General features: G+C 46.8%; 19 protein-coding genes. 15 read left to right on the forward strand and 4 right to left on the reverse strand.

Annotated features, from left to right (window positions below; translation table 11 throughout):
* The first annotated feature begins 374 nt into the window (after nucleotides 1–374).
* The 6 genes from PORUE0001_RS09310 (at nucleotide 375) to PORUE0001_RS09335 (ending at nucleotide 8,530) form a co-directional block, all read left to right on the forward strand.
* Nucleotides 375–3,215 carry a T9SS type A sorting domain-containing protein gene (locus PORUE0001_RS09310; RefSeq protein ID WP_007366204.1) on the forward strand — a complete coding sequence of 947 codons (2,841 nt, stop codon included), beginning with the start codon at nucleotides 375–377 and terminating at the stop codon, nucleotides 3,213–3,215.
* 110 nt (nucleotides 3,216–3,325) lie between these two features.
* Nucleotides 3,326–4,783, forward strand: a complete 1,458-nt coding sequence (locus PORUE0001_RS09315) for a hypothetical protein (RefSeq protein ID WP_007366218.1) — start codon at nucleotides 3,326–3,328, stop codon at nucleotides 4,781–4,783.
* A gap of 98 nt (nucleotides 4,784–4,881) precedes the next feature.
* Nucleotides 4,882–6,501, forward strand: coding sequence for a hypothetical protein (locus PORUE0001_RS09320; protein ID WP_007366197.1), 1,620 nt, complete (start codon nucleotides 4,882–4,884; stop codon nucleotides 6,499–6,501).
* Between the two features lie 22 nt (nucleotides 6,502–6,523).
* Entirely contained in the window at nucleotides 6,524–7,237 is a 714-nt protein-coding gene (locus PORUE0001_RS09325) for a hypothetical protein (RefSeq protein ID WP_007366193.1), read from the forward strand.
* Nucleotides 7,238–7,324: 87 nt separating this feature from the next.
* Nucleotides 7,325–7,777 (forward strand): DUF4494 domain-containing protein, encoded by a 453-nt coding sequence (locus PORUE0001_RS09330; protein ID WP_007366198.1) that lies wholly within the window; start codon nucleotides 7,325–7,327, stop codon nucleotides 7,775–7,777.
* Between the two features lie 87 nt (nucleotides 7,778–7,864).
* On the forward strand, nucleotides 7,865–8,530 hold the full coding sequence (locus PORUE0001_RS09335) for a YggS family pyridoxal phosphate-dependent enzyme (protein WP_007366199.1): 666 nt from the start codon (nucleotides 7,865–7,867) through the stop codon (nucleotides 8,528–8,530).
* 166 nt (nucleotides 8,531–8,696) lie between these two features.
* Here PORUE0001_RS09335 and PORUE0001_RS09340 read toward each other — a convergent pair whose 3' ends face one another.
* A complete protein-coding gene (locus PORUE0001_RS09340; protein ID WP_007366217.1) occupies nucleotides 8,697–10,973 on the reverse strand; it encodes an NADP-dependent malic enzyme in 2,277 nt (758 codons plus the stop codon).
* Between the two features lie 690 nt (nucleotides 10,974–11,663).
* On the opposite strand from PORUE0001_RS09340, the gene PORUE0001_RS09345 reads away from it, so the two are divergent.
* The 9 genes from PORUE0001_RS09345 (at nucleotide 11,664) to PORUE0001_RS09380 (ending at nucleotide 19,181) form a co-directional block, all read left to right on the forward strand.
* Complete coding sequence (locus tag PORUE0001_RS09345) at nucleotides 11,664–12,173, forward strand: hypothetical protein (protein WP_007366201.1); 510 nt, start codon at nucleotides 11,664–11,666, stop codon at nucleotides 12,171–12,173.
* Nucleotides 12,121–12,522: a hypothetical protein gene (locus tag PORUE0001_RS09350; protein ID WP_039865881.1), complete on the forward strand. Its 402-nt coding sequence runs from the start codon at nucleotides 12,121–12,123 to the stop codon at nucleotides 12,520–12,522. Before PORUE0001_RS09345 ends, PORUE0001_RS09350 begins: the two co-directional genes overlap by 53 nt.
* Nucleotides 12,519–14,564 carry a bifunctional DNA primase/helicase gene (locus PORUE0001_RS09355; protein WP_039865883.1) on the forward strand — a complete coding sequence of 682 codons (2,046 nt, stop codon included), beginning with the start codon at nucleotides 12,519–12,521 and terminating at the stop codon, nucleotides 14,562–14,564. Before PORUE0001_RS09350 ends, PORUE0001_RS09355 begins: the two co-directional genes overlap by 4 nt.
* Complete coding sequence (locus PORUE0001_RS09360) at nucleotides 14,552–14,860, forward strand: helix-turn-helix domain-containing protein (RefSeq protein ID WP_039865884.1); 309 nt, start codon at nucleotides 14,552–14,554, stop codon at nucleotides 14,858–14,860. The genes PORUE0001_RS09355 and PORUE0001_RS09360 overlap by 13 nt, the downstream gene beginning before the upstream one ends.
* Nucleotides 14,861–15,241: 381 nt before the next feature.
* Nucleotides 15,242–15,436 (forward strand): hypothetical protein, encoded by a 195-nt coding sequence (locus PORUE0001_RS10660; protein ID WP_007366192.1) that lies wholly within the window; start codon nucleotides 15,242–15,244, stop codon nucleotides 15,434–15,436.
* The gene (locus tag PORUE0001_RS09365; protein ID WP_157750209.1) at nucleotides 15,433–15,948 is read left to right on the forward strand and encodes a hypothetical protein; all 516 of its coding nucleotides are present in this window, start codon (nucleotides 15,433–15,435) and stop codon (nucleotides 15,946–15,948) included. Before PORUE0001_RS10660 ends, PORUE0001_RS09365 begins: the two co-directional genes overlap by 4 nt.
* A 63-nt stretch (nucleotides 15,949–16,011) precedes the next feature.
* Nucleotides 16,012–16,884, forward strand: a complete 873-nt coding sequence (locus PORUE0001_RS09370) for a hypothetical protein (protein WP_007366195.1) — start codon at nucleotides 16,012–16,014, stop codon at nucleotides 16,882–16,884.
* Complete coding sequence (locus tag PORUE0001_RS09375) at nucleotides 16,862–17,254, forward strand: hypothetical protein (RefSeq protein WP_157750210.1); 393 nt, start codon at nucleotides 16,862–16,864, stop codon at nucleotides 17,252–17,254. The genes PORUE0001_RS09370 and PORUE0001_RS09375 overlap by 23 nt, the downstream gene beginning before the upstream one ends.
* Before the next feature lies 1 nt (nucleotide 17,255).
* On the forward strand, nucleotides 17,256–19,181 hold the full coding sequence (locus tag PORUE0001_RS09380; protein WP_007366221.1) for an ATP-binding protein: 1,926 nt from the start codon (nucleotides 17,256–17,258) through the stop codon (nucleotides 19,179–19,181).
* Here PORUE0001_RS09380 and PORUE0001_RS09385 read toward each other — a convergent pair.
* From PORUE0001_RS09385 to PORUE0001_RS09395, 3 genes are all read right to left on the reverse strand, one after another.
* Nucleotides 19,138–19,419 carry a hypothetical protein gene (locus tag PORUE0001_RS09385; RefSeq protein WP_007366219.1) on the reverse strand — a complete coding sequence of 94 codons (282 nt, stop codon included), beginning with the start codon at nucleotides 19,417–19,419 and terminating at the stop codon, nucleotides 19,138–19,140. The two genes, PORUE0001_RS09380 and PORUE0001_RS09385, sit on opposite strands and share 44 nt — an antisense overlap.
* 72 nt (nucleotides 19,420–19,491) lie before the next feature.
* Complete coding sequence (locus PORUE0001_RS09390) at nucleotides 19,492–20,751, reverse strand: DUF1302 family protein (protein WP_007366229.1); 1,260 nt, start codon at nucleotides 20,749–20,751, stop codon at nucleotides 19,492–19,494.
* A complete protein-coding gene (locus PORUE0001_RS09395; RefSeq protein ID WP_007366223.1) occupies nucleotides 20,751–21,536 on the reverse strand; it encodes an outer membrane lipoprotein-sorting protein in 786 nt (261 codons plus the stop codon). The genes PORUE0001_RS09390 and PORUE0001_RS09395 overlap by 1 nt, the downstream gene beginning before the upstream one ends.
* Between the last annotated feature and the right edge of the window lies 1 nt (nucleotide 21,537).

Here is a 21,537-nt window from a genome sequence, read left to right on the forward strand (position 1 = left end):
GATTCTTCCGAAGTTTCATTTCATTCTTCCGAACTTTTATTTCCCGGTTCCGTGGAGAATTTTCGTTTGCTCCCTAGAGACTTCTGATTTCCTCAGGAGAGATTGGTCAGCCCTGTTTTGAATCAAGACTCTATTGCTCCGTTTCAAAACATTTTATACCTTTGCTTGGAGTGTGAAATCAGACCGAATGTGGACATAATAGACTCAAGTCATACTATCACGTCCGTGGTGACAGAGGTAAATGTTCTCGATCCATCACGGGAGAGAGCATGCCCACGAGAGCGCATTGTGACTACATTTGAGGAGGATTCACCAACCTCGTTTCTGAAGACAAGCTTAATACTTAAACAACCATACAATACTAAGGAAGACTAATGAATCACCTAACGAATCGACTGATCCTACGGATCCTCATTTCGCTCTGCCTCCTTGCGGTAGCCAGCCACGGTAGCGCACAGCAATCCTTCGGGGGCAGACCACAGCTACTCGGAGAGGGCACGCTACGTACCGCAGCTGCGGGCATCTCACTAGCCCCAGACTTCAACCCTCAGGACCTCATCCGCAAAGAGATGTGGCAGGGAGGTACGCTGCAGTACAAGCCTTACAACATTGGAAAGGTCGTACCCTGCTCCATAGACTTTGCCACATCTGCTGAGCTGATTAGCTCTACTGTGGAGACAGATATCTATCGGCTAGAGATAGAGATGGAGCAGACACCCGTAGGCATCAATCTATACTACTCAGACTTCTTCATCCCCCAAGGGGGGCGCCTCTACATATACACGCCTGGTGGCGACCAACTCCTCGGAGCCTACACCCACGAGACGCACCCTCGACATGGAGCCTTTGCCTCCGAGCCTCTGAGTGGTAATAAGCTCATCCTAGACTATGAGGCTCCTCATGGCTCGGCTATGCCCTCTATCCAGATCAGTGGTGTGGGCTACCTCTACCGCTCAATACTAAAGGCAAAGGAAGAGCGTAATCTGGGACAGGAAGATGCCTCTGACCCCGCTAGAAACAAATACTGTCAGCTCAACATCAACTGCCCTGAAGGCGATGAGTGGCAGGAACAGAAGAGTAGCTCGGTCATCTATATACCAGTCTTTGCAAATGGTAAGATAACTCTCTGCTCAGGCAACCTAATCAACAACATCGAGGGAGACTTCAAGCCCTATATCCTGACAGCTGCTCACTGCTCGGGAGAAGATGCTGACAAAAACGATCCTAAGACAGGAGAGTTCAAGGGAGACTTCGACATAGACCAGAGCAAGATGGATCAGTGGCTCTTTGGCTTTCACTATGAGAAGCCTCGCTGCAACAATAGTGACTATGCTCAGCCCGCCAAGACCCTCGTAGGAGCCTTCATCCGCACCTACACTTCGCCCTATAAGTTCTCCGACGGCATGCTCCTAGAGCTCAAAGAGGATATACCCCTCGACTACCGCGTCTACTACTCGGGCTGGAATGCTACAGATCAGACCTGGCAGAGCGGTGCTGGCATCCATCATCCAGCGGGTGATGTGACCAAGCTTTGTCTATACAACAAGGGTATGACAATAACTCCATGGGATGGAGCTGGTGTTGGGGACCACTATAGCCTTAACGTCCACACGGGGAATACCGAAGGTGGCTCCTCTGGCTCTCCACTCTACAACGAGCATAAAGAGCAGATCGGGACCCTCACAGGTGGAGCCGTCACGCCATGTGCTCAAGACGGCTACTATGGTCGTCTTAGCTCACACTTCAATAAGTATAAAGACAAGGGCAAGCTCTACCACATGGATATGTACCTTGACCCCAAAAATACGGGAGCTCTCAAGGTAGCTGGCACATGGCGTGAGGGCTACAAGCCATTTGCCCCTATACGAGAGCTACGTGGCAAGCTAGACCTCCAGGATCACCTCAAGGTAGAGCTTGAGTGGGATCCAGTCCCAGCACACGCACAGGGCTACCCCATCAGCTATCAGATATATCGCAACGGCACTCCACTCCACAAGCAGACAGAGACCAAATACACAGACCAGCTCACCCCAGACCTGACAGCACCTGGCTCTATCAGCTATGCTGTCGAGGCTGTCTATGATGTCAATGGCAAGCCCGTATCAACGCCAGTAGCACATCGTACCATCTATACGGGCAAGCTAGTCAAGCAGCTCAATCCCAAGGTCACTCCCAGCAATACTGGCGGGGTATCACTCACCTGGACTCCACCACTCAATGCTCAGATCGTCTCTAAGATAGCTGACCGAGAGCGTATGAACCTGACTAAGGTCGACCCTCTTGGGGCTCGTAAACTATATCAGATGAGGATTAGTGAGATATGTCTTATTGACAAGTTTCGTCTAGGGAGGTCACCCTTTGACAAACCTCTCTACATACATCAGATCAATGTCATCCCGACGGTCAACAAAGGGATACAGCGACTCTATCTACGACAGAAGGTCAGCAACACAATTGAAGAGGTTCGTCAGTTCGTAAGCCCGACAAAAGAAGATCAGAAGTGGATCTCAATACCTCTCAAGAAGCCCTTTAAGATACAGTCTAATGAGAACCTTGAGGTAGGATTTAGAGTTCGGACAGGAGCTCCTCACGCTGTCTTCGTAGACACCAATTCAAAGGATAAGTACATGGGCATCGATGGAGGCTTGGAGGCATACTATGTGATGTTACCAAACTTCATAGGGTATCAATCTACCCCCTTCACAGACAAAGGCTACATGGCTATCGAGCTGGTCATATCAGATAGCCCCACGCTCAGCGGAGATACCATCCGTGAGACCTTCACACGTGGACCACTGCCCGTCCCCTTCCCCGAGGTCAAGGGCTACGTGATCTATCGCAATGATGAGAAGGTCGGAGAGACAAATCCGTCCACTCGCACTTACCAAGACGCTACTGGTAAGGAGGGAGACAAGTATCGTATCGAAGTACTGTACGATGCTCCTGCCAAACTCGCTATAGATAAAGACCTAAGGGGTGCTCAGCAACCTTATCTCTATCCTTCTATAATACGAGATATGGCAACCCTCGCCGAGGCGGACGAGGTGCGCTTACTCCAGATATTTGACTTATCTGGTCAGTGCCTACGGACTGTGAGTGGAGATGCACTACACAGTGCCATTGACCTAACTGATCTACCCGAAGGCTCATACGTGGCGCTCATACGTACTGCGCAAGAGACCTTCACACAGAGAGTAATGATTAAACGAAACTAACCCTTAGCTCTCTAAGCAAGCAAAGGTGACTGAGGCGGAAGTAGCTCGCCAAGAGGCTTCCCCTCAGCACCCAGCTTAAACAGATTACAAACCCTAAACCAACAAATACCATGATGAGGCTAACAAGATCTATATCTCTACTCGTGATCGTCGCCCTCTCATCATTCATGTGGAGTGCTGCACAGGTGGATTGGGATGACGACGTGTACTACGTTCCCTCCCAAGCTGCTCAGCAAGATAGTCGCTCTAACAACCTGTGGGGCGACGACAAGGATCAGTATGATGACCTAGACGAGCTCGATGCCTACAACCATCGTGGCAAGGAATACACAGGAGAGCGCGGACGGAGCTACTCCTCTTCGCAGCAGCAGAAAGGTGTAGGCAAGTATAGCCGTCGCATCATGCGCTTTCACAATCCTGCCACTGTATACATATACGACTCGGACAATGTAGATGTATACTACAACGAGGATGGCACCTACGGTATCTACAACTACCCAGACCGCTACGACTACGTAGCTGACCGCTACAACCCCGTAGGCATCTCTATCAATCTATGGAGCCCTGGCTGGTACCCCTCTTGGGACTACTACTATGACTATATGTGGTACAGCTCTTGGTATCCATGGTACACGAACCGCTACTCCTACCCTTACAGCTGGGGTGGCTACGGCTACTGGGGCCCCTCCATTTGGTATACCAATCCCTGGTCATGGGGCGGTAGTTATTGGTACGGATACTATCCACACTACGGAGGCTACGGCTATGGTGCTGGCTATAACAATGGATACTGGGACGGATACTATGCTGGCTCCTACGGTATCTACGATCCATACTACGGAAACTATGTCAAGCCCTCGACCTACTACTCCAACGGTCGCCTAGGTAGTAGCTACTATGACAAGGGCTATAGTAGCAACCCACGCGCCTCACGAGGCAACCAAGGCACACTCTCGGGCAATGCTCGTAGAGGTTCGCTAGACGCCTCTACTAATAATCGCACCGAGGTCGCCGACCGGGGCAACTTTTGGAAGGATGATCGCAATCGTATCTATGACAATACGCAGGGACGTAGTGCTCGTGGATCGTATGACCAGTCAAGCTCTGCCCGTCGTAGCTCCTCCGAGCAGTACTCACTAGGCTCTGCTCGCTCTCGCCGTGGCTCTTACTTTGAGGATAATAGCACGGTAAGACAAGATCGTCAACTCTCCTCGCCATCTCGTAGCTACGACACAGGCTCCGCACGCTCTCGCCGTGGTAGCTACGACAGCCCCCGCAATAGCAGTTGGCAGAGTAGCTCTACATCTTCTAGCTCATCTCGTAGCTACGACACTGGCTCTGCACGCTCTCGCCGTGGTAGCTACGACAGCCCTAGCAATAGCAGTTGGCAGAGTAGCTCTACATCTTCTAGCTCATCTCGCAGCTACGATACAGGCTCTGCACGCTCTCGCCGTGGTAGCTACGACACTCCTAGCTCTAGATCAACCTCTAGCAGTAGTTTTGGATCGTCCTCCTCTAGTAGCAGCTCTAGTAGCTCTTCTAGTGGCAGTGCTAGAGGACGCCGATAGTAGACAGTTATTAGTATGAGACTTGTATCATTAGCCACCGCCATAGGATATGACTAATGGTCAAGTCTCATTCGTTTATAAACCCAGACACACAGACTATGCTTCGACACTATTTCATTCCCCTCATAAGCTCAGCTCTCCTACTCATCACGGGGAGCTATCTATCTGCACAGACCCATGACAATGCGCTACGCTTTAGCACCGAGACACTCGACGGGACGGCTCGCTACCAAGCTATGGGTGGAGCTTTCGGCGCTGTAGGTGCTGACTACGGTAGCTTGCGTCAAAACCCCGCGGGGCTGGGGCTCTTTCGCAGTAACGAGATACAGGGCACCGTCTCCTTCGGGCAGAACATGGACCAAGCCACTTGGTATAAGGAGCAGTACAAGAAGGGACGCACTGCCTTCGGGGGCAATATGTCTGTCGTGCTAGCCACACCGCTCAGAGGGTCTGGTCTATCCATCAACTTCGCCCTAGGCTTCTACCAGCGTCAGAGCTTCGCTCGCTCCTTTGATATCAGCAATCATGAGATTACTAAGTTCTCGCTGGCGGACTACGCAGCCTTTATCACCCCTAAAGACATTCCCTCTGGTGACTTCTTCGGCAAAAACACTTATGGTAACCTCCCTGCGCCTTGGCTTGCCATACTAGGACATAGAGCTGGCTGGACAAATCGAAATAGAGAAGGCTTCTACGAGAGTGCTTTCAACTATAGTGACAAGGGGGGAATCTTAGGACCAAGCAATTCGCAGCTACGGGTCAACGAGCGTGGAGGTATCCAGGACTTTGACTTCACCTGTGGGCTTAACTACAGTGACCGCCTTTACTTCGGTCTAGGCGTCAAGCTCAGTGCGCTAGACTATCGGATGAACTCCTACTACGGCGAGGACTTCATAGACAAGGATTACCTAGAGCTTGCCAACGAGCTCCGCACCTCAGGCTCTGGCGCATCAATTAGCTTTGGCTTGATCGCTCGAGTCTCAGATCATCTGCGCCTAGGCGCTGCCATCCAGACACCCACATGGTACACCCTTCAGGACAACTACGTAGCAGGGGCTGAGTCTCGCTATTCACGAGCTGTAGATGACAAGGGCAAGCCTCTACCCGAGAAGGAGTGGACTGTCAAGGATGAGACTCCTAGCGATGCCGCTTGGCGGTACCAGCTACAGACCCCAACAAAGATCGTCCTCAGTGGAGCCTTCGTCGGACGGCTAGGTATGCTGAGCCTAGACTATGAGCTGGCCAACTACTCAGGCATCCAGCTCAAGGACACTTACGGTCCCTTTGTCAATGACAACAAGCTAATGAAGGAGTACTTCACCCCGATGCAGAGCACCCTACGTCTTGGTGGCGAGGTGAGGTTCTCTCCTCAGTTCAGTCTCCGTGCGGGTGGCTACTGGAGACAAGCGCCTATGAAGGCGAGCTTCGACTCCAACCCTAACCAGCAGAGTGCTACCATCCCTGTCAATGAAGCTGGTACCGTGCCACACTACGAGATCGTCGGCATGGGCTACGGTGTCACGGGCGGATTAGGCTGGCGCTTCTCTCCCTCCTCTTATGTAGATCTAGCGGTCGTCTATCAGGGACAGCAGTCTCTTATGTACCCCTTCCCGACACGTTACTATGGGGATAATGGCGAGCAGCTCACGACGCCTCAACCTATCCAGCTACAGAAGCAGCGCATCTACGGGGTCGCCACCTTCGGCTTTAAGTTCTAAGTCTCTTCATCGCATTACACTTATGTCTTTATCTTCCAAAGCTTGGGATCGCTTCCTCAACATCCTCTTACGCTCAGACATGGCTCGCGTCAACCGTGTCGAGTGGCTCACCGATGTGCTCTACCCATTTCTCTCTATCACTGAGCTAGAGCAGCTCGCCACGGAGCCTCCACACCGCTTCCTCTCGGTCAAAGTCCTCAACCACATAGCCAACCAAGAGATACGTCGCCACACCGAACTCCTAGCTATAGGCTCGGCAGGTAGCAGTCTCACAGGTTGCGTGGGCACCTGGGTCGGCATACCGACGGAGCTAGCGCAGTACAGCGTCAACATCCTCCTCTTGATACAAAAGCTCGCTTACCTCTACGGCTGGGACGACTTCTTCACCTACGGAGCCGTGACAACAGAGACGCGAGCACGCTTTACCTTCCTCATGGGTAGCATGCTCGGCATACGTGAGGCCGATGAGCTCCTGCGCAGTGCCTGCACACTATACCAGGGGCAAGTCTCCATCACACCGATGCGCTATCTAGGCAAAGAGTCCCCCATTGACAAAGTCATAGCCGAGATATCAAAGCGTCTCCTCATCCTATCCGCCAAGGGTGGCATCACAGCTTGGATCGGTCGCAAGGCTCCGCTCATCGGAGTCACCCTCGGAGCCACCTCCTCATACCTCCTCGTCAAGCCATCGCTCGTACGTCTCAAGGTGCTCCTGCGCGACCTCATGCAGGAGTAACCTTTGACTGATCGGCTCTTTCGTGCATCTCAATAAATCCGTACCTTTGCCCCACATCAATTCACTTTTTAGACGAATAGCAACTATATGGCCAATTGGTTTGAATGCAAAGTGACCTACGAAAAGATGGTCGACAACGGAACGCCCAAGCGTACCTCCGAGGGCTACCTCGTACAGGGCGACACCTATACCGAGATTGAGGCGCGACTCACCGAGGAGCTCTCCTCCTTTACCTCTCTAGGCGAGCTAATCATCAATACGATCAAGCGGATCAAGCTCGCTGAGCTCTTCCTCTCTGATCACCCCGAGGACGACCGCTTCTATCGTTGCAAGGTCAACTTCATCTCGCTTGACGAGACGAGAGGTGTCGAGAAGCGCACCGCTGCTGCTATGATAGTGCAGAGCGATAGCCTGCCCAACGCCCTCAAGCGCCTCGAGAAGGAGATGTCCACGACTCTCTCTCCCTACGAGATAGCTGCCATCACCGAGACCATCATCATGGACGCTTGGCCGATAGACTTCTCCAAGCCTAACGAATAATCTATCCCTATCGAGAGACTGTTACCCAGACAGACTGGTAGCAGTCTCTCTTTTGTATTGTACACACCCTCTTTTCCCCCACACATCATGATCGCAGAGCGTCTAGCAGAGATACGGAGTCAGATACCAGCGCAGGTGCAGCTGGTCGCAGTCTCCAAGTTTCATCCCGTCGAGTCCGTCCGTGAGGCTTACGAAGCTGGTCAGCGACTCTTTGGCGAAAACCGAGCTCAGGAACTTGCCGAAAAAGCTCCCCAGCTCCCCGAAGACATTCAGTGGCACTTCATCGGCACCCTCCAGCGCAACAAGGTCAAGTATATCGTCCCCTACGTATCCCTCATCGAGAGCGTCGACTCCGAGTCGCTCCTCCAGGAGATCGTCAAGCAGGCGAACCGCTTCGACCGCCAGCTACGCATCCTCCTGCAGTACAAGATAGCTCAGGAAGAGAGCAAGAGCGGGCTAGACCACGCTGAGCTCCTAGCACTCGTAGATCACTACCTAGCGACACCCGAGTGGCGGGAGCGCATCACCATCTGTGGCTTGATGGGCATGGCGACACTGACGGCAGACAAAGAGCAAGTACGCCACGAGTTTGACACGCTCCGTGCCCTACAGACAGAGCTACGAGAGCGCTACCCCGACATCTCGTGGGACGAGCTCTCCATGGGCATGAGCAACGACTGGCCCCTAGCCGTAGAGGCGGGCTCCACCATCGTACGCATCGGCACCGCCATCTTTGGTGAGCGACAATACTAGTACAGCCCTCACTCATAGACCCTTGACATAGTTTAGCCGAGGAGACTTAATCGCTAATTAAATGCGGTTAAGTGTCCTCTTTTTTGTACCCTCCCCCAATGAAACTGAAGAGGAAGACCCACCAGCTTGGTAGATCTCCCTCTTTGTCGTACTATGGAGCGACGGACTAGACGAAGCAGGAGTTCGAGTCTAGCGATGCCATCGCAGTGATATTGACGATGTCCTTCACATCTGCATCGTGATCGGCGAAGTAGATCGGCTTAGCCAGTCCGATCTGAATAGGACCGATCACATCCTCCGCTATGTCTAGGTGCTTGAGGAGCTGGTAGCACGCATTCGCAGCTGAGAGACGGGGGAAGATGAGCACATTGGCGGGCTCTCCCTTGATACGATTGTTGGGAAACTCCTCATCGCGTCGCTGATAGTTAAGCGCCGTCTGTAGTTGCATCTCACCGTCCACCACGATGTGCGGATGCTCTCTGTGCAGTATCTCGACCGCCTTACGAGCCTCCACGGAGGACTCGGCATCGGTGCTACCAAAATCTGAGAAGCTAACCATCGCAATGACGGGTTTGATGCCAAAGCAGCGCACCTTTTCGGCAGCCAGCAGCGCAATGTCTACCAGCGTCTCAGCCTTGAGGTTTTGATTGATCAGCGTATCAGCCAGGAAGAGGGGACCACTCTTCATCATCACAAGGTGCATCGTGGCAAAGTGCTGATGCCCGGGTGCTATACCGACCGTATCGCGGGCCACATTGGAGAGGTAGGCATAGTTTGAGTAAATACCTGTGATCAAGCTATCGGCATCACCGCACTGGACCATCATCATACCGAAGTAATTCGGGCCAAACATCTTGTCCTTAGCTTCGCTCAGGACACCACCCTTGCGCCAGTTTTGCTCTGTGTAGCGCTGGGCATACTCCTCGCGCTTAGCCTTCCACTGCTCGTCATGCTGATTGATCACCTCAATAGTAGAGAGGTCTATGTCATGCTCCTTGGCAATCTGCTTGATCACCTCTGGGTCTCCTAGCACGATAGGATGGGCAATCCCTAGATGAGACACCTCTGCAGCAGCACGCAGTACGAGAGGATTCTCGCCTGCAGCGTAGACCATACGCTTCGGAGACATCTGTGCCGCCTCGTGGATACGGCGTAGCAAGTGACTCATACCTCCCGTACGCATGATGAGCGACTGCTCGTAAGCCTCCCAGTCGGTAATCTCACGGCGCGCTACTCCGGTGCGAATTGCGGCTTGAGCCACAGCCATCGAGACCCTCGTGATAAGGCGTGGATCTACAGGCTTGGGGATAAAGTAGTCGGGACCGAAGTGGAGTGGCATATGCCCATAGGCGCTAGAGACTTCATCGGGGACGGGCTCCTGCGCTAGACCAGCGATAGCCATCGTAGCGGCCATCTTCATCTCCTCATTGATTGCCGTGGCACGCACATCGAGCGCTCCTCGGAATATATAGGGGAAGCCTATCACATTATTGATCTGATTGGGATAGTCCGACCGTCCCGTAGCCATGAGCACATCTGGGCGAGCCGCTTTTGCATCCTCATACTTGATCTCAGGCTCTGGATTGGCAAGAGCGAAGACGATTGGATTCGGAGCCATCTTTTGCACCATCTCAGGAGTCAGCACGCCAGGCTGTGAGAGTCCGAGGAAAAGGTCAGCCCCCTGGATCGCATCGGCCAGCGTATAGATGCCCTCACGACTGGTCGCAAAGAAGGCTTTGCGCTCATCTAGATTGGGGCGATCGGTGCGAATGACCCCTTTGGAGTCAATCATCACAATGTTCTCCCGCCTAGCTCCCAGAGCGATGTAGAGCTTGGTACAGGACTGCGCCGATGCGCCAGCACCACTGACTACAATCTGTACCTTCTCGATCTTTTTGCCCGCTATCTTGAGGGCATTGAGCATACCCGCTGCGGAGATGATGGCAGTACCGTGCTGGTCGTCGTGCATGACGGGTATGTCAAGCGTAGCCTTCAGCTCTTCCTCAATCTCAAAGCACTCGGGCGCCTTGATGTCCTCGAGGTTAATACCGCCGAAGGTGGGTGCCAAAGAGCGTACGATCTCGACAAACTTCTTGGGGTCCTTCTCGTCGACCTCTAGGTCAAAGACGTCAATGCCCGCATAAATCTTGAAGAGGAGCCCCTTGCCCTCCATGACGGGCTTGCCCGCCATAGCACCGATATTGCCCAAACCTAGGACAGCGGTACCGTTGGAGATGACCGCAACGAGATTGCCCTTGGCCGTGTAGTCGTAGGCGAGCTCAGGATCGGTCTCTATATCCTTGCAGGGCACCGCCACGCCAGGGCTGTAGGCGAGCGTCAGATCCTGCTGTGTATTGTGCGACTTAGTGGGTCGCACCTCTATCTTACCAGGCTGAGGGAGCGCATGATAGGCTCTCGCAGCCGCTTCTAGTTTTTTGTCCATTATGCTATCTTATATCGTGATACATAGTTCCTCGTGGCAAGGAGCGTCCTCACCTACCGAAGTGCATGTGCAAAGCTACGACTTTTGCGCCACTTCGTGACGCATCGAGTGCGATGCGGGAAAAAGAGATTCAGCGTTTTGACATACACATACAAGCAAAAAAGTGTCGCAACCCGTATGGGTCACGACACTTACTTGATTCTGCTCCGTTGCTCTAGTCTTACGCCCAGAATAATCTGTAGCTCCTCTATGCAACAACTAGTTGCGGAAGCGGGGGAAAATGAACTTACGCCCATAACTTCCTATGTCTCACTCTCTTTATATACTCTCTAAAATTCCTGTAGCCAAATTGTAGCCAAGACGGATATTTTTGAGAGTCCGTACAGAGTACACTTATACTTTGTGTTATCCGAGTTCAAAAGTACCATTTTTCTGAACAATCACCAAATTCTTGGTTTCATCACCCTTCGGAGAGTAGTATGGCTACACTGCAAGTGCACGGTGCAAGTCCCCTATATATAGAGGGATCTTGCACCGTGCACTTGCAGTACCTTACCTCCTCCCACGAACAGATGCCTATAATGGTAATACTTTACCCAACAATAGTAATATGATATTCGTCTAAACGTCTAAACATTGGGAACTTTGCAGCGCAGCAAGTTGCTGTGGTAAACCATAAAAAGTAGCCTAATGAAAGAAACAGCTAAGCTATACATAGTCAATCCGTCTCTTGAGGATATCATTCGCAGTTCGAATAACCTCAAGTCTCAAGCTTTCATAGCTGAGATGGATGTCTCCAACTTTAGAAAATCAATGACTCTTAGTAGCGGTCAGCAATTAAGAACCTTCCTCAAAATCGCTCAAGCAGCTAAGAAAGATGTCATTTTTCTGATGATTGATGCAGATGTTGTAGAGCCCATAACGGGACCTTTGAGCCTGCAAAACGATGTACACTATACACTGACTCAAGAACAGTTCTTCAAAGTGTTGGGCAGCATCTATGGAAGCGAAAGACAATCCATTCTTAATGCTCTAGTGAGAGAAGTAGTGAACTACATGATGGGGTCCAACCTTGATCTCTCCAAGTTTATCTCTCAAGCTGAAGACTACCTTAAGTGTCTTAAAGCAGGATTACAAGACGAATCATATGGATTACAATCAGACGCAATTGGAAATACTTCAAGAGATTCAGTCTCTTAGATCTGCAATAGATAAGGTATCGGGCTTTATTGCGGAACTCAAAAGTGACTATGAAGTCCTTGAAGAGAAAATAGAGCTTAACTCTTCTGATGTAATGAGAATCCTTGGTGTTTCAAGAGCTTCATTAGCTCGCTGGCGAGAGGCGAATGCAGTTCCTTTTCGTTACGTATCAGCTAATCATGTGGTCTATCCTTTCAAAGGCCTTTACATCGCAGTGAAGACTGGTCGAGCAACATTCAAAGGCTTCAGAAGGATTGAGGCAATACAAAGACTAAATGCGTACAAAGATGGCATCATCAAGGGGTATCTAGGTGAAAATAAGCCTGAAATGTTGTTTGAGGAGCTATGAATATCAAAGAAGAAATACTTGGTCGCACGAATAGAGGCTTGGATGTATTCACCTACTATATGCCTATGGACTTTGTGCCTAAGCGGAATTTTCGCAATCCTTTTTATGAGGATAAAAGAGCTTCGTGTAACATTTACTTCGATAGCAAGAATGACTGTTACCGTATGAAGGACTTTGGGAACGAGCTTTATTCTGGAGACTGCTTTTGGTTTGTAGCAATGGTTGCTGGGCTTGATGCCAAGCGAGATTTTCGCAATATCCTACAGATGATAAATAGAGACTTGGGGCTAAACCTTAGAGTTGGTCAAGATTCTTCGATATCAAAGATGCCCTCCAAAAGCTACAACGACAAAACGATGTCTAAAGCCACGGTTGCACCTCCTAAACGATATGAGTTCACACCAAAGAGTTTTGGACAAAGAGAACTCCTATTTTGGTTCCGTTATGGGATTACAGAAGAGGTGCTTCATCGTTTTCATGTGAAAGCATTGACTTGCTTTAAGTCAATCAATCGGGAGGGGAAACCCTACTCAATATATTCTAATGATGAGGAACCAATGTTTGGCTATGTAATGCAAGGCTTCATCAAGGTTTATCGGCCTCACAGTAGTATCCGCTTTCTCTATGGTGGGGAGAAAGTCGAAGATTACGTTTTTGGATTGGAACAACTATCTAGTAAAGGTGATGTAGTCTATATAACAGGTGGAGAAAAGGATGTGATGAGTCTTTCTGCTCATGGCTTCAATGCTATTTGCTTGAATAGTGAAACAGCCGATATACCAAAGTCTCTGATGGAACTCTTGAGTCGACGATTTAGGCATATCGTCATCCTTTATGATGTAGATGAAACGGGTATTCGGGCTTCATTTAAGGTGTTACAAACCTTTTCAGAACTGTCTATCCTTAGGCTAGAACTTCCACTAGACGGAGGAAAAGCGCAGAAAGATATATCAGACTTTTTCTCAATGGGACGAGTAGCAAAAGATCTCAAGGAGCTATTAGCCAAGGAATTGAACAAACTATATGCAAACACGCTAATGATGATGAAATCCTGTGAGATTGACTATGATAACCCACCTGAAGCTTCCCATCCCATTGTGTCCGTTAACGGTGTTCCATTAGGAACTCAAGATAACCTTTTCTGTATTACTGGCGGTGAAGGCACAGGAAAGAGCAATTACATCTCTGCTATTCTTTCAGGAGTTATAAACGAAGAAGCATTAGACCCAGAGACAACCTTAGGGCTACGGATTGCAGCCAATCCTAGGCAGTTAGCTGTTCTACACTATGACACGGAGCAATCTGAGGCTCAATTGCATAAGAATCTAGGTAGGACGCTCAAACGTGCAGGGTTAAATCGAGTCCCTCTATTCTTTCACTCATTTTACTTGGCTTCTCTTTCTCGCCAAGAACGCCTAAAGCTTATTCGGGATAGTATGGATATGCTTTATCACAAATACGGAGGTATTCAACTTGTAGTTATAGATGGGATTGCAGATTTAATCCGCTCTGCCAATGATGAGAGTGAGAGTATAGCTGTAGTAGACGAATTGTATCGTCTTGCGGGTATTTATAATACTTGTATCATCTGCGTGCTTCACTTCGTGCCAAGCGGAGTGAAGCTACGTGGACACATTGGCTCTGAACTTCAACGAAAAGCAGCTGGTATCCTTTCGATTGAGACTGATGATAATCCTGAGCTTTCTGTGGTTAAAGCACTCAAGGTGAGAGACGGAAGTCCTCTAGATGTGCCAATGATGCTCTTTGGGTGGGATAAAGAGCTTGACATGTTTACTTATAGAGGTGAAAAGTCCAAAGCAGAAAAAGAAAAGCGAAAGACAGTGGACTTGATTTCAGTGGCTAAAGAAATCTTGAAAGAGCAAAAATCGATAGCTTATAGTGACTTGGTGGTCTCAGTAATGGAGGAGATGGATGTCAAGGATAGGACGGCAAAAAAATATATTGCCTATATGAGAGAACAAAATATCTTATCTCAAGATAGTATGGGTAACTATATAAAAGGCAAACTATGTCATACTTAGACTATCTTACAGAAGACCAGTGGCAAAAACACCTATTCGATAAGCTAGCGAGAGTGGAAGAAAAACTAGACCACTTACTGGTATTACGAGAGCAAGCCATAGAAACTGTTGTTAAGCCACCTCTCAAGCCTGAGTATCTTGACATCATTGATGTGTCTAGATTGCTAAAGGTTGAGCAAAAGACCATCTACAATTGGGTATGGGCGGGTAAGATCCCCTACCTTAAAGCTAATGGTCGCCTATTGTTCCTTCGTGAGGAAATCGATGAGATGCTAAAAAGACGAGAGGAGTGGTAAACCTTAGTTTTACGCATTAACAGAAATCAGGACGAAAAAATGAGTCAGTGAATCGTCAAGCTGACTTGAAGGAGGAATTGATAACATAGTTTGACAAGAACAAGAAATACAATGAGGTACACAACATCATTCTTGAGAAATTGCATTAGTGGGTGGAATGTACGCAGATTCTCGGATGAGCCATAAGTTTGATCTGCTCAATAATTTGAGCTACCTTTGTGGTTGGAAATATTTAAAGAATTTCCAACATGAATATGAATGAAAAGACGCTTAGGCAGCAGATCTTATCTACAGAAGATGACACCATCTTCTTTAGGAGTGACTTTCCACGGTATCACCCTGAGAGTGTGGGGCGAATATTGTCTGATTTGACTGATAAAGGTGAAAGCATTTGTAGACCGTGACGTCATCTTTGATTCTGATGGTCAAGGAAGCGATATCCAAGACACTAGTATGGGTGCCTGGACTATCATCTTCAACCTCAAGGAGACCCTAGAGGTGAAGTTCACCAAGCAAGACCAATCCGACTTCAACGACTTCGTCGCTGGGTTAGAAATGGATGATGATAATGTGTGAAAATCACCTTATTAGTTACTGATATGAAAAGAGTCCTATTGCCCATTTTGATGGCGTTACTACTGACTTCATGTGGCTCTCAAATTGTCTATTCACATAGACCTCTTGCTGCGGAAGGCTGTAGAGTTCGTTATACTGCAATTTACCAAGATAACGCTCCACTGCTATTTGTGGAAGTCATGTCAGATAGACTAATCTTTACAGGGACACCCACAATCAAACTCAAAACATTTGATGGTGAGATCTTTACTTTGTATGGAGTTTCACTTGCAACCTCAAGTGAGACCTCAGGTATGGTCATAGGTAGCGTTGTGGTGCCAATTTCTGAGCTACAAGCAAAGGCACAGTTCTCAATAACAGATGATCAAATTAAGCTCTTGAACAAGGGAATATCAAAAGTCCGCATCTCTACTGCACCTATTACACATGAACGCACTTTTAGCCAAGATGTAATAGGGAAAAGGCTCTTCAAACAGTTTGAGTCTGTCAAGAAAAAAACAAACGAATTCTAATCCCTTAAGATACACTGTATTAGAAACTACAAATGAAAACAATCTAATAACTAGCAAGTTACTATGCATATCGACAAACTTAAAAACCTAATCCAATCAACACACATAAACTTCTTATTTGGTTCGGGATTATCATGCCCTTACTTAACCACCTTGACAAATATAGAGATCTGGTTGACTGAATCTAATAAAATAGCCGACGAGACACTTCGTTATCTTATACAAGACATTCTTTTTATCAAGTATGTAAAAGATGTAATGAAGCCTTGTTTGCCACAATATCGCACTAACAAAGATAGCTTGACGATAGTAGAGAATGCTTATGAGAATTTCTTAAGCATTTGGAACTATGTAATGTCTAGACGAAGTAGTAACTTGCTAAATAAACAGGTAAATATCTTCACAACTAACATTGACCCCTTTGTTGAAGAAGCTGCCGAACGATTAAGAATTGAATTTAACAATGGCTTCAAGGGATTATTGACTCCAGTACTTCGAGAAGAGTCTTTTAGCACAATAATGGCAAAGGTAAGTCCTCTATATCAGAATCAGTCTCAAATTCCTGTGTTCAACTACCTCAAAATTCATGGATCTATTAATTGGATGACAACAGAAGACAATGAGATTACTTACGACTCCCAGCTAAACTGCTTAAACACGATTGTTCAAGCGATAGAGAATTACCCTAAAGACTATCGTTGTGTAGAGCTTGCCGAAGAAGAACTGGAAAAAGAGAATGAAGGCAAGGATGAAGAATCACAAGAAGCTCTTTCCTTTAAGCTTATTGAAGATAAAGCTAAACAATGTATTGAAAAAGGCAAATTTGAAGTGACTGATAAAATGCAAGCATTTAGGGAGGTTTATAGTAAACTTGTAATGGTAAATCCAAGAAAAAAACAAGTTTCAAGAAACCGTGTTAGACCTTCACTTTTATGAATTATTGCGCTTGTATTCAAATGCTTTAGAAAAAGCATCTACTAGTCTATTTGTGGCTGGTTTTTCTTTTGCAGATGAGCATATTGCACAGATCACAATAAGAGCGGCCGTAGCGAATCCAACACTCCAAATTGTAATCTTTGCCTATAGCGAAAACTCAAAAAAGGACATTGCAACAAGTTTAAACAAAGCTGGTTGTACAAACAATAATAATATACTTATTCTTTCTCCAGAAGATTACAAAAAGTCTCAAGACAAGCAATTTATAGAGAGCTTTCAATCTCCTGATGATTTCAACAAGCTGGAGCGTTTTGATCTGAAATCAATTAATCAGTATGTATTTGAACCGATCAAAAGAGGGCTCTTCTAAAATGAAATCGAGATCAATTGTTAGTCAAAACTATTTGCTAAAACATTCTATTTTTCGAGTAGGTGTTGTATCATCTGTTGATGGGAGAGAAGTTACAGTTCGAGTTGACAAAGACAAAAACTTATCCCATTTGCTTTTTCAAGGCGAACTACTCAACAATGTCTCAGTGGGAAGTTATGTAAAGATCCTTAAAGGATTTAACCGTCTTATAGGAAAGATTGAGCGAGAATACATTAAAGAGATTATTGTCAAGGATGATTATGGAAATCCCAGTGAAAAGATAGATCGATTCTTGTCTGTTAAACTTATTGGCTATTACAAAGAAAGCAAGTACAATAAAGGAGTAAAAGAACTTCCCTTGATAGGCAACGAGTGTTTGATTTTAGAAAAAAGCGAATATCAACACATTCACAATTTTTCTTCAGAGGATGAGGTATCTATCAAGCTAGGACATCTCGCTTCTGACGATAGCATCCCAATAGAAGTGTCAGTAAATAAATTATTTGCTAGCCATATTGGCATCTTTGGTAATACAGGGAGTGGCAAAAGCTACACTCTTGCTTCTCTTTACAAGCTTCTGTTTGATCGTTTTGGAGAACACTCTAACTTTCAAGAAAATGCCCGCTTCCTACTTTTTGATTTTAATGGAGAGTATTCAAGACAAACAAGCATCACTAGTCAAAAGAAAGTGTACAATCTATCTACAATGACTAATAATGGTGGAGATAAGATTAGATTAAATCCAGAAGTTATTCTTACACCTGAAATTTTCTTCATCTTAGCCAGTGCAACAGAAAAAACACAACAACCTTTTATTAGAAGAGCATTGAGACTATACGAAAAGGTTCAAATAAAAGATGACCCCATTGGCTATACAAGAGGTATCATTAGGAATCAACTTATCCAAACACTTACAATGGCTGATTTGGTCATGGGAGATTTGCTTATTGCATACTTTGTGAAATTACTATCAAACTCAAGCGACAACGATGAGAATTTGCTTGATGATATTGGGCGGCAAAGCAGGCATAATTGTTTTTATTATAAGCACAATACTGGAATGAAGTATTTTAACGATCCAAATAACTATTCATATATTGAGCAGACAAAGATTTTCCAAGCAGTTAATGATTTTGATTTTAATCAGGAATTTATAACTCGCATCACAAAGTTTTCGTACATTCAACTTATAAACGATGTATTATCCAATAGAGCAAAAAACGAACATATTGCTCCTGCTATAAGCAAACTCAACAGCCTTAGCAAGGACTTTTCAAAGGTTATTTCAATTCCTGCAAATAATGAACATAGTGACTTGTGGGAGGACGGAAAGCCTTTAGTCGTCATCAACCTTGACAAAGTCAATACATCAACAAAAAAACTAATTCCTCTATTAATCTCACATTGGTGTTATCAAGAACATAAAAGTCACAAACAGGAAACAGTTACAAAATCACTTAATATCGTAATAGATGAAGCTCATAATATTTTGTCTTATGACTCCAATAGAGAGAGTGAATCCTGGAAGGATTTTAGATTAGAGACATTCGAAGAGATTATCAAAGAAGGACGTAAGTTCGGTGTTTTTCTAACGATAGCCAGTCAACGTCCTTCAGATATTTCTTCTACCATAATTTCTCAATTACACAACTATTTCGTACATAGACTTATCAATAATAGAGACTTGGAAATGATTGAGAAAGCGATTTCATACCTGGATAAATTATCCATTGAAACTTTGCCTATTTTACCTCCTGGAGCATGTGTTTTATCTGGGATTATTGCTGACCTTCCTGTAATTATTCAGATAGATAAACTAGAAGACTCTATAGCACCAAAAAGTCAAACGATTAAACTCACTGATAGCTGGGAGGATAAACAACCTACGACTCCTTCAGAAGGAGAGAGAGAGTTGGGTCAGCTTTGATACGAGCAGTCTCAGAGTCTACGAGGGATAGCACCTCTTGCTTGACTTGGCGATAATTGGCTTCAATAGTCTCACGCAGACTGTCGAAGCCATTTTCGTTTGTGAAGTCCGCTATGATGGGGATAGGCTGGTAAGCTTTCGTTTCAGCAGAGACCTTGGCAACATCCACAACGATCTCAGCGTGGAAGATTTTCTGATCGATGCGTTCATCGAATTTGTCTGCAGCCCCAACGAACATACCCTGAGTGGGGTTGCGTTTCTATTGTTGTGCTATTCAGCTGGTATCGTTTGCTTTGCTCATCACATTCGATTAAAAGCTATATTTTGCCTTCGCCCATACTTCTGAGTTGTTTTTATACGCGCTGAACACGCCTTCATCGCCTCCAAACCAATCATACCCGAGAGAGAGCTGAATGAAGTCATTCAGAGAGTAGGCGGCAGTAAACCGACTAAACCAACCTTTATGATTGAGGTCGAAATAGGTGAAGTTGGAGAGTTGTAGAGTGTTATCCAACAGCTTTTTCGACACATTGAGCGTAAGGAGTGAATTGTGATGCGGCTGTGCAATCTGGTCTTCGTACTTTAGGATGCTTTCAGAGGAAAACTGTGCCATCACCACCCAATCTTTTGGGGCATACCAATCGATACCCACGAGATAATTCACAGTGTTGAATCCCTTTTGTTCTTGATCAGACGCATCAGGTCTATAGCTGAAATGCTTCCCCACATTGAAGGCTGCTTCTCCTCGTAATACCAGTTGCCCTAGAGGTTTGGATATGTCTCCTCCGAAAAATCCCATTCGGTAGTATTGCGGAGAAACGACAATGTGGGTATCTGTAGGGCGATACGTAAACACGGGCATCTTGTTCCACGTATGCAATGCGGAGAGCGAAAAGTCCACTCCAGGCAAGGTAAAAGATAGCTTTCCGCCATACTCGATATTGGCAAAATGAAGACTGGGGTGGCTCCCATTTTCTTCCCAGGCAATAGGCAGTGGGCTATCTTTGGGTAAAATGCACCATGGATTTATTGCGTCGGTAGGTAGTTTATACCCTTCAAAGGTTGGCACGGCAAGCAGTTCCAATTTCATTTTATCGTTAAAAACGAAAAGGCGTAGGGCATTGACTGGCATCCGAATGTCATCATAGTCTTGTGCCAAGAACTCTGTCATATCCATAGGAGAGACCAAGTCGGTAATACGCACACCGTCTGCCGCCCCCCAAATGACCAATTGTCGCCCGAGGCGAAAGCCCCAATGGTCATCTCTATGGTCAAGATACGCTTCCCGCAGTTCAAAACCTGTACGCTCTTTTAATAATGCATTGTAAGTTGCGTTGAATGAGACAAAAAGCGAAGAGCCTTCAAAACTTTTACCTATCTCTCCCCTTATTCTCGTGCGCGAAGACATAAAGTTGTTCGGTTTTTCGGATCGGACGGCATGATAGGTATCCACAAATCCTTTGACTTGCCACGATGAAGCCACCTCTTCTTGACCCCATGCGATATGCAGGGGCAAGAAGAGAATAAACAGCAACAAGAATTTTGCTGAATGACTAGTTGTATCTGTCATTAGAATCGGCCTTTTTCCAAGGTGCTTACACTGAATTGAGCCTCGTTCATAGGGGTATTGAACTTAGGATCCTTAAACTCAAGAATCGTCTGATGATTAGTCTGAACATTGGTCATATGCAGTTTTTTTGCAATCCAAAAACCAGAAACCTTCACAATGTCCGACAATTCAAGGCGACGGTGTAGCTTCCCCATCTTGTCGTAGTACTCCACCTTAACGGCGATAAGGCAGTCTTGACGAATCCACGCCACCTTTCTAGAGTAGATCTCTCGTTTGTCTTTAGGCGTGTATTCCAGCTTCCAGCACTTGTGTCCGCCAATAGTCTCTTCGCCCAGCAACTGGTGGGAGTCTTCGTCTACATTGCGACTGCCCATATCATCATAGGTGAAGTCACTGCCCATAAAGTAATCCTGCTTGGCAGAAGAGCCACTGATGCGGCGGGTTTTCTTCATCGCGGGCAAGTAGAGCCATCTGTCATCGTCTTTATTAGGATTGTCGTAATCCCAAGTGAGAAAGCCCGTCCCTTTTACATCTCCGGGATATAGGAAGAACATGATACTCTTACGGTCTTTTTTCCCCGCTCCCACGTCTATGGAGTAAGAGATAAGCTTCCGCTCGCGTACCGCCCCACGCTTATTGACCAGTTTCATGACCAATTCCGATTGACGGGTATCGCCATCGGGACGATCTTTTACTTTTTGGGCAATCTCTCTGCCCGTCTGAGCCATTGCAGTAGCGGCAAAAGCCCAAACCACCAAACTTGCTAAAATAATTCTTTTCATCATG

Origin of the sequence: Porphyromonas uenonis 60-3 (genome assembly GCF_000174775.1) — a bacterium.
Lineage (GTDB): Bacteria > Bacteroidota > Bacteroidia > Bacteroidales > Porphyromonadaceae > Porphyromonas > Porphyromonas uenonis_A.

Bases quoted from the DNA above. Each gene is read 5' to 3' on its own strand.
- PORUE0001_RS09310 (WP_007366204.1), top strand. From the start codon at position 375: ATGAATCACCTAACGAATCGACTGATCCTACGGATCCTCATTTCGCTC.
- PORUE0001_RS09315 (WP_007366218.1), top strand. From the start codon at position 3,326: ATGATGAGGCTAACAAGATCTATATCTCTACTCGTGATCGTCGCCCTC.
- PORUE0001_RS09320 (WP_007366197.1), top strand. From the start codon at position 4,882: ATGCTTCGACACTATTTCATTCCCCTCATAAGCTCAGCTCTCCTACTC.
- PORUE0001_RS09325 (WP_007366193.1), top strand. From the start codon at position 6,524: ATGTCTTTATCTTCCAAAGCTTGGGATCGCTTCCTCAACATCCTCTTA.
- PORUE0001_RS09330 (WP_007366198.1), top strand. From the start codon at position 7,325: ATGGCCAATTGGTTTGAATGCAAAGTGACCTACGAAAAGATGGTCGAC.
- PORUE0001_RS09335 (WP_007366199.1), top strand. From the start codon at position 7,865: ATGATCGCAGAGCGTCTAGCAGAGATACGGAGTCAGATACCAGCGCAG.
- PORUE0001_RS09340 (WP_007366217.1), bottom strand. From the start codon at position 10,973: ATGGACAAAAAACTAGAAGCGGCTGCGAGAGCCTATCATGCGCTCCCT.
- PORUE0001_RS09345 (WP_007366201.1), top strand. From the start codon at position 11,664: ATGAAAGAAACAGCTAAGCTATACATAGTCAATCCGTCTCTTGAGGAT.
- PORUE0001_RS09350 (WP_039865881.1), top strand. From the start codon at position 12,121: ATGGATTACAATCAGACGCAATTGGAAATACTTCAAGAGATTCAGTCT.
- PORUE0001_RS09355 (WP_039865883.1), top strand. From the start codon at position 12,519: ATGAATATCAAAGAAGAAATACTTGGTCGCACGAATAGAGGCTTGGAT.
- PORUE0001_RS09360 (WP_039865884.1), top strand. From the start codon at position 14,552: ATGTCATACTTAGACTATCTTACAGAAGACCAGTGGCAAAAACACCTA.
- PORUE0001_RS09370 (WP_007366195.1), top strand. From the start codon at position 16,012: ATGCATATCGACAAACTTAAAAACCTAATCCAATCAACACACATAAAC.
- PORUE0001_RS09380 (WP_007366221.1), top strand. From the start codon at position 17,256: ATGAAATCGAGATCAATTGTTAGTCAAAACTATTTGCTAAAACATTCT.
- PORUE0001_RS09385 (WP_007366219.1), bottom strand. From the start codon at position 19,419: ATGTTCGTTGGGGCTGCAGACAAATTCGATGAACGCATCGATCAGAAA.
- PORUE0001_RS09390 (WP_007366229.1), bottom strand. From the start codon at position 20,751: ATGACAGATACAACTAGTCATTCAGCAAAATTCTTGTTGCTGTTTATT.
- PORUE0001_RS09395 (WP_007366223.1), bottom strand. From the start codon at position 21,536: ATGATGAAAAGAATTATTTTAGCAAGTTTGGTGGTTTGGGCTTTTGCC.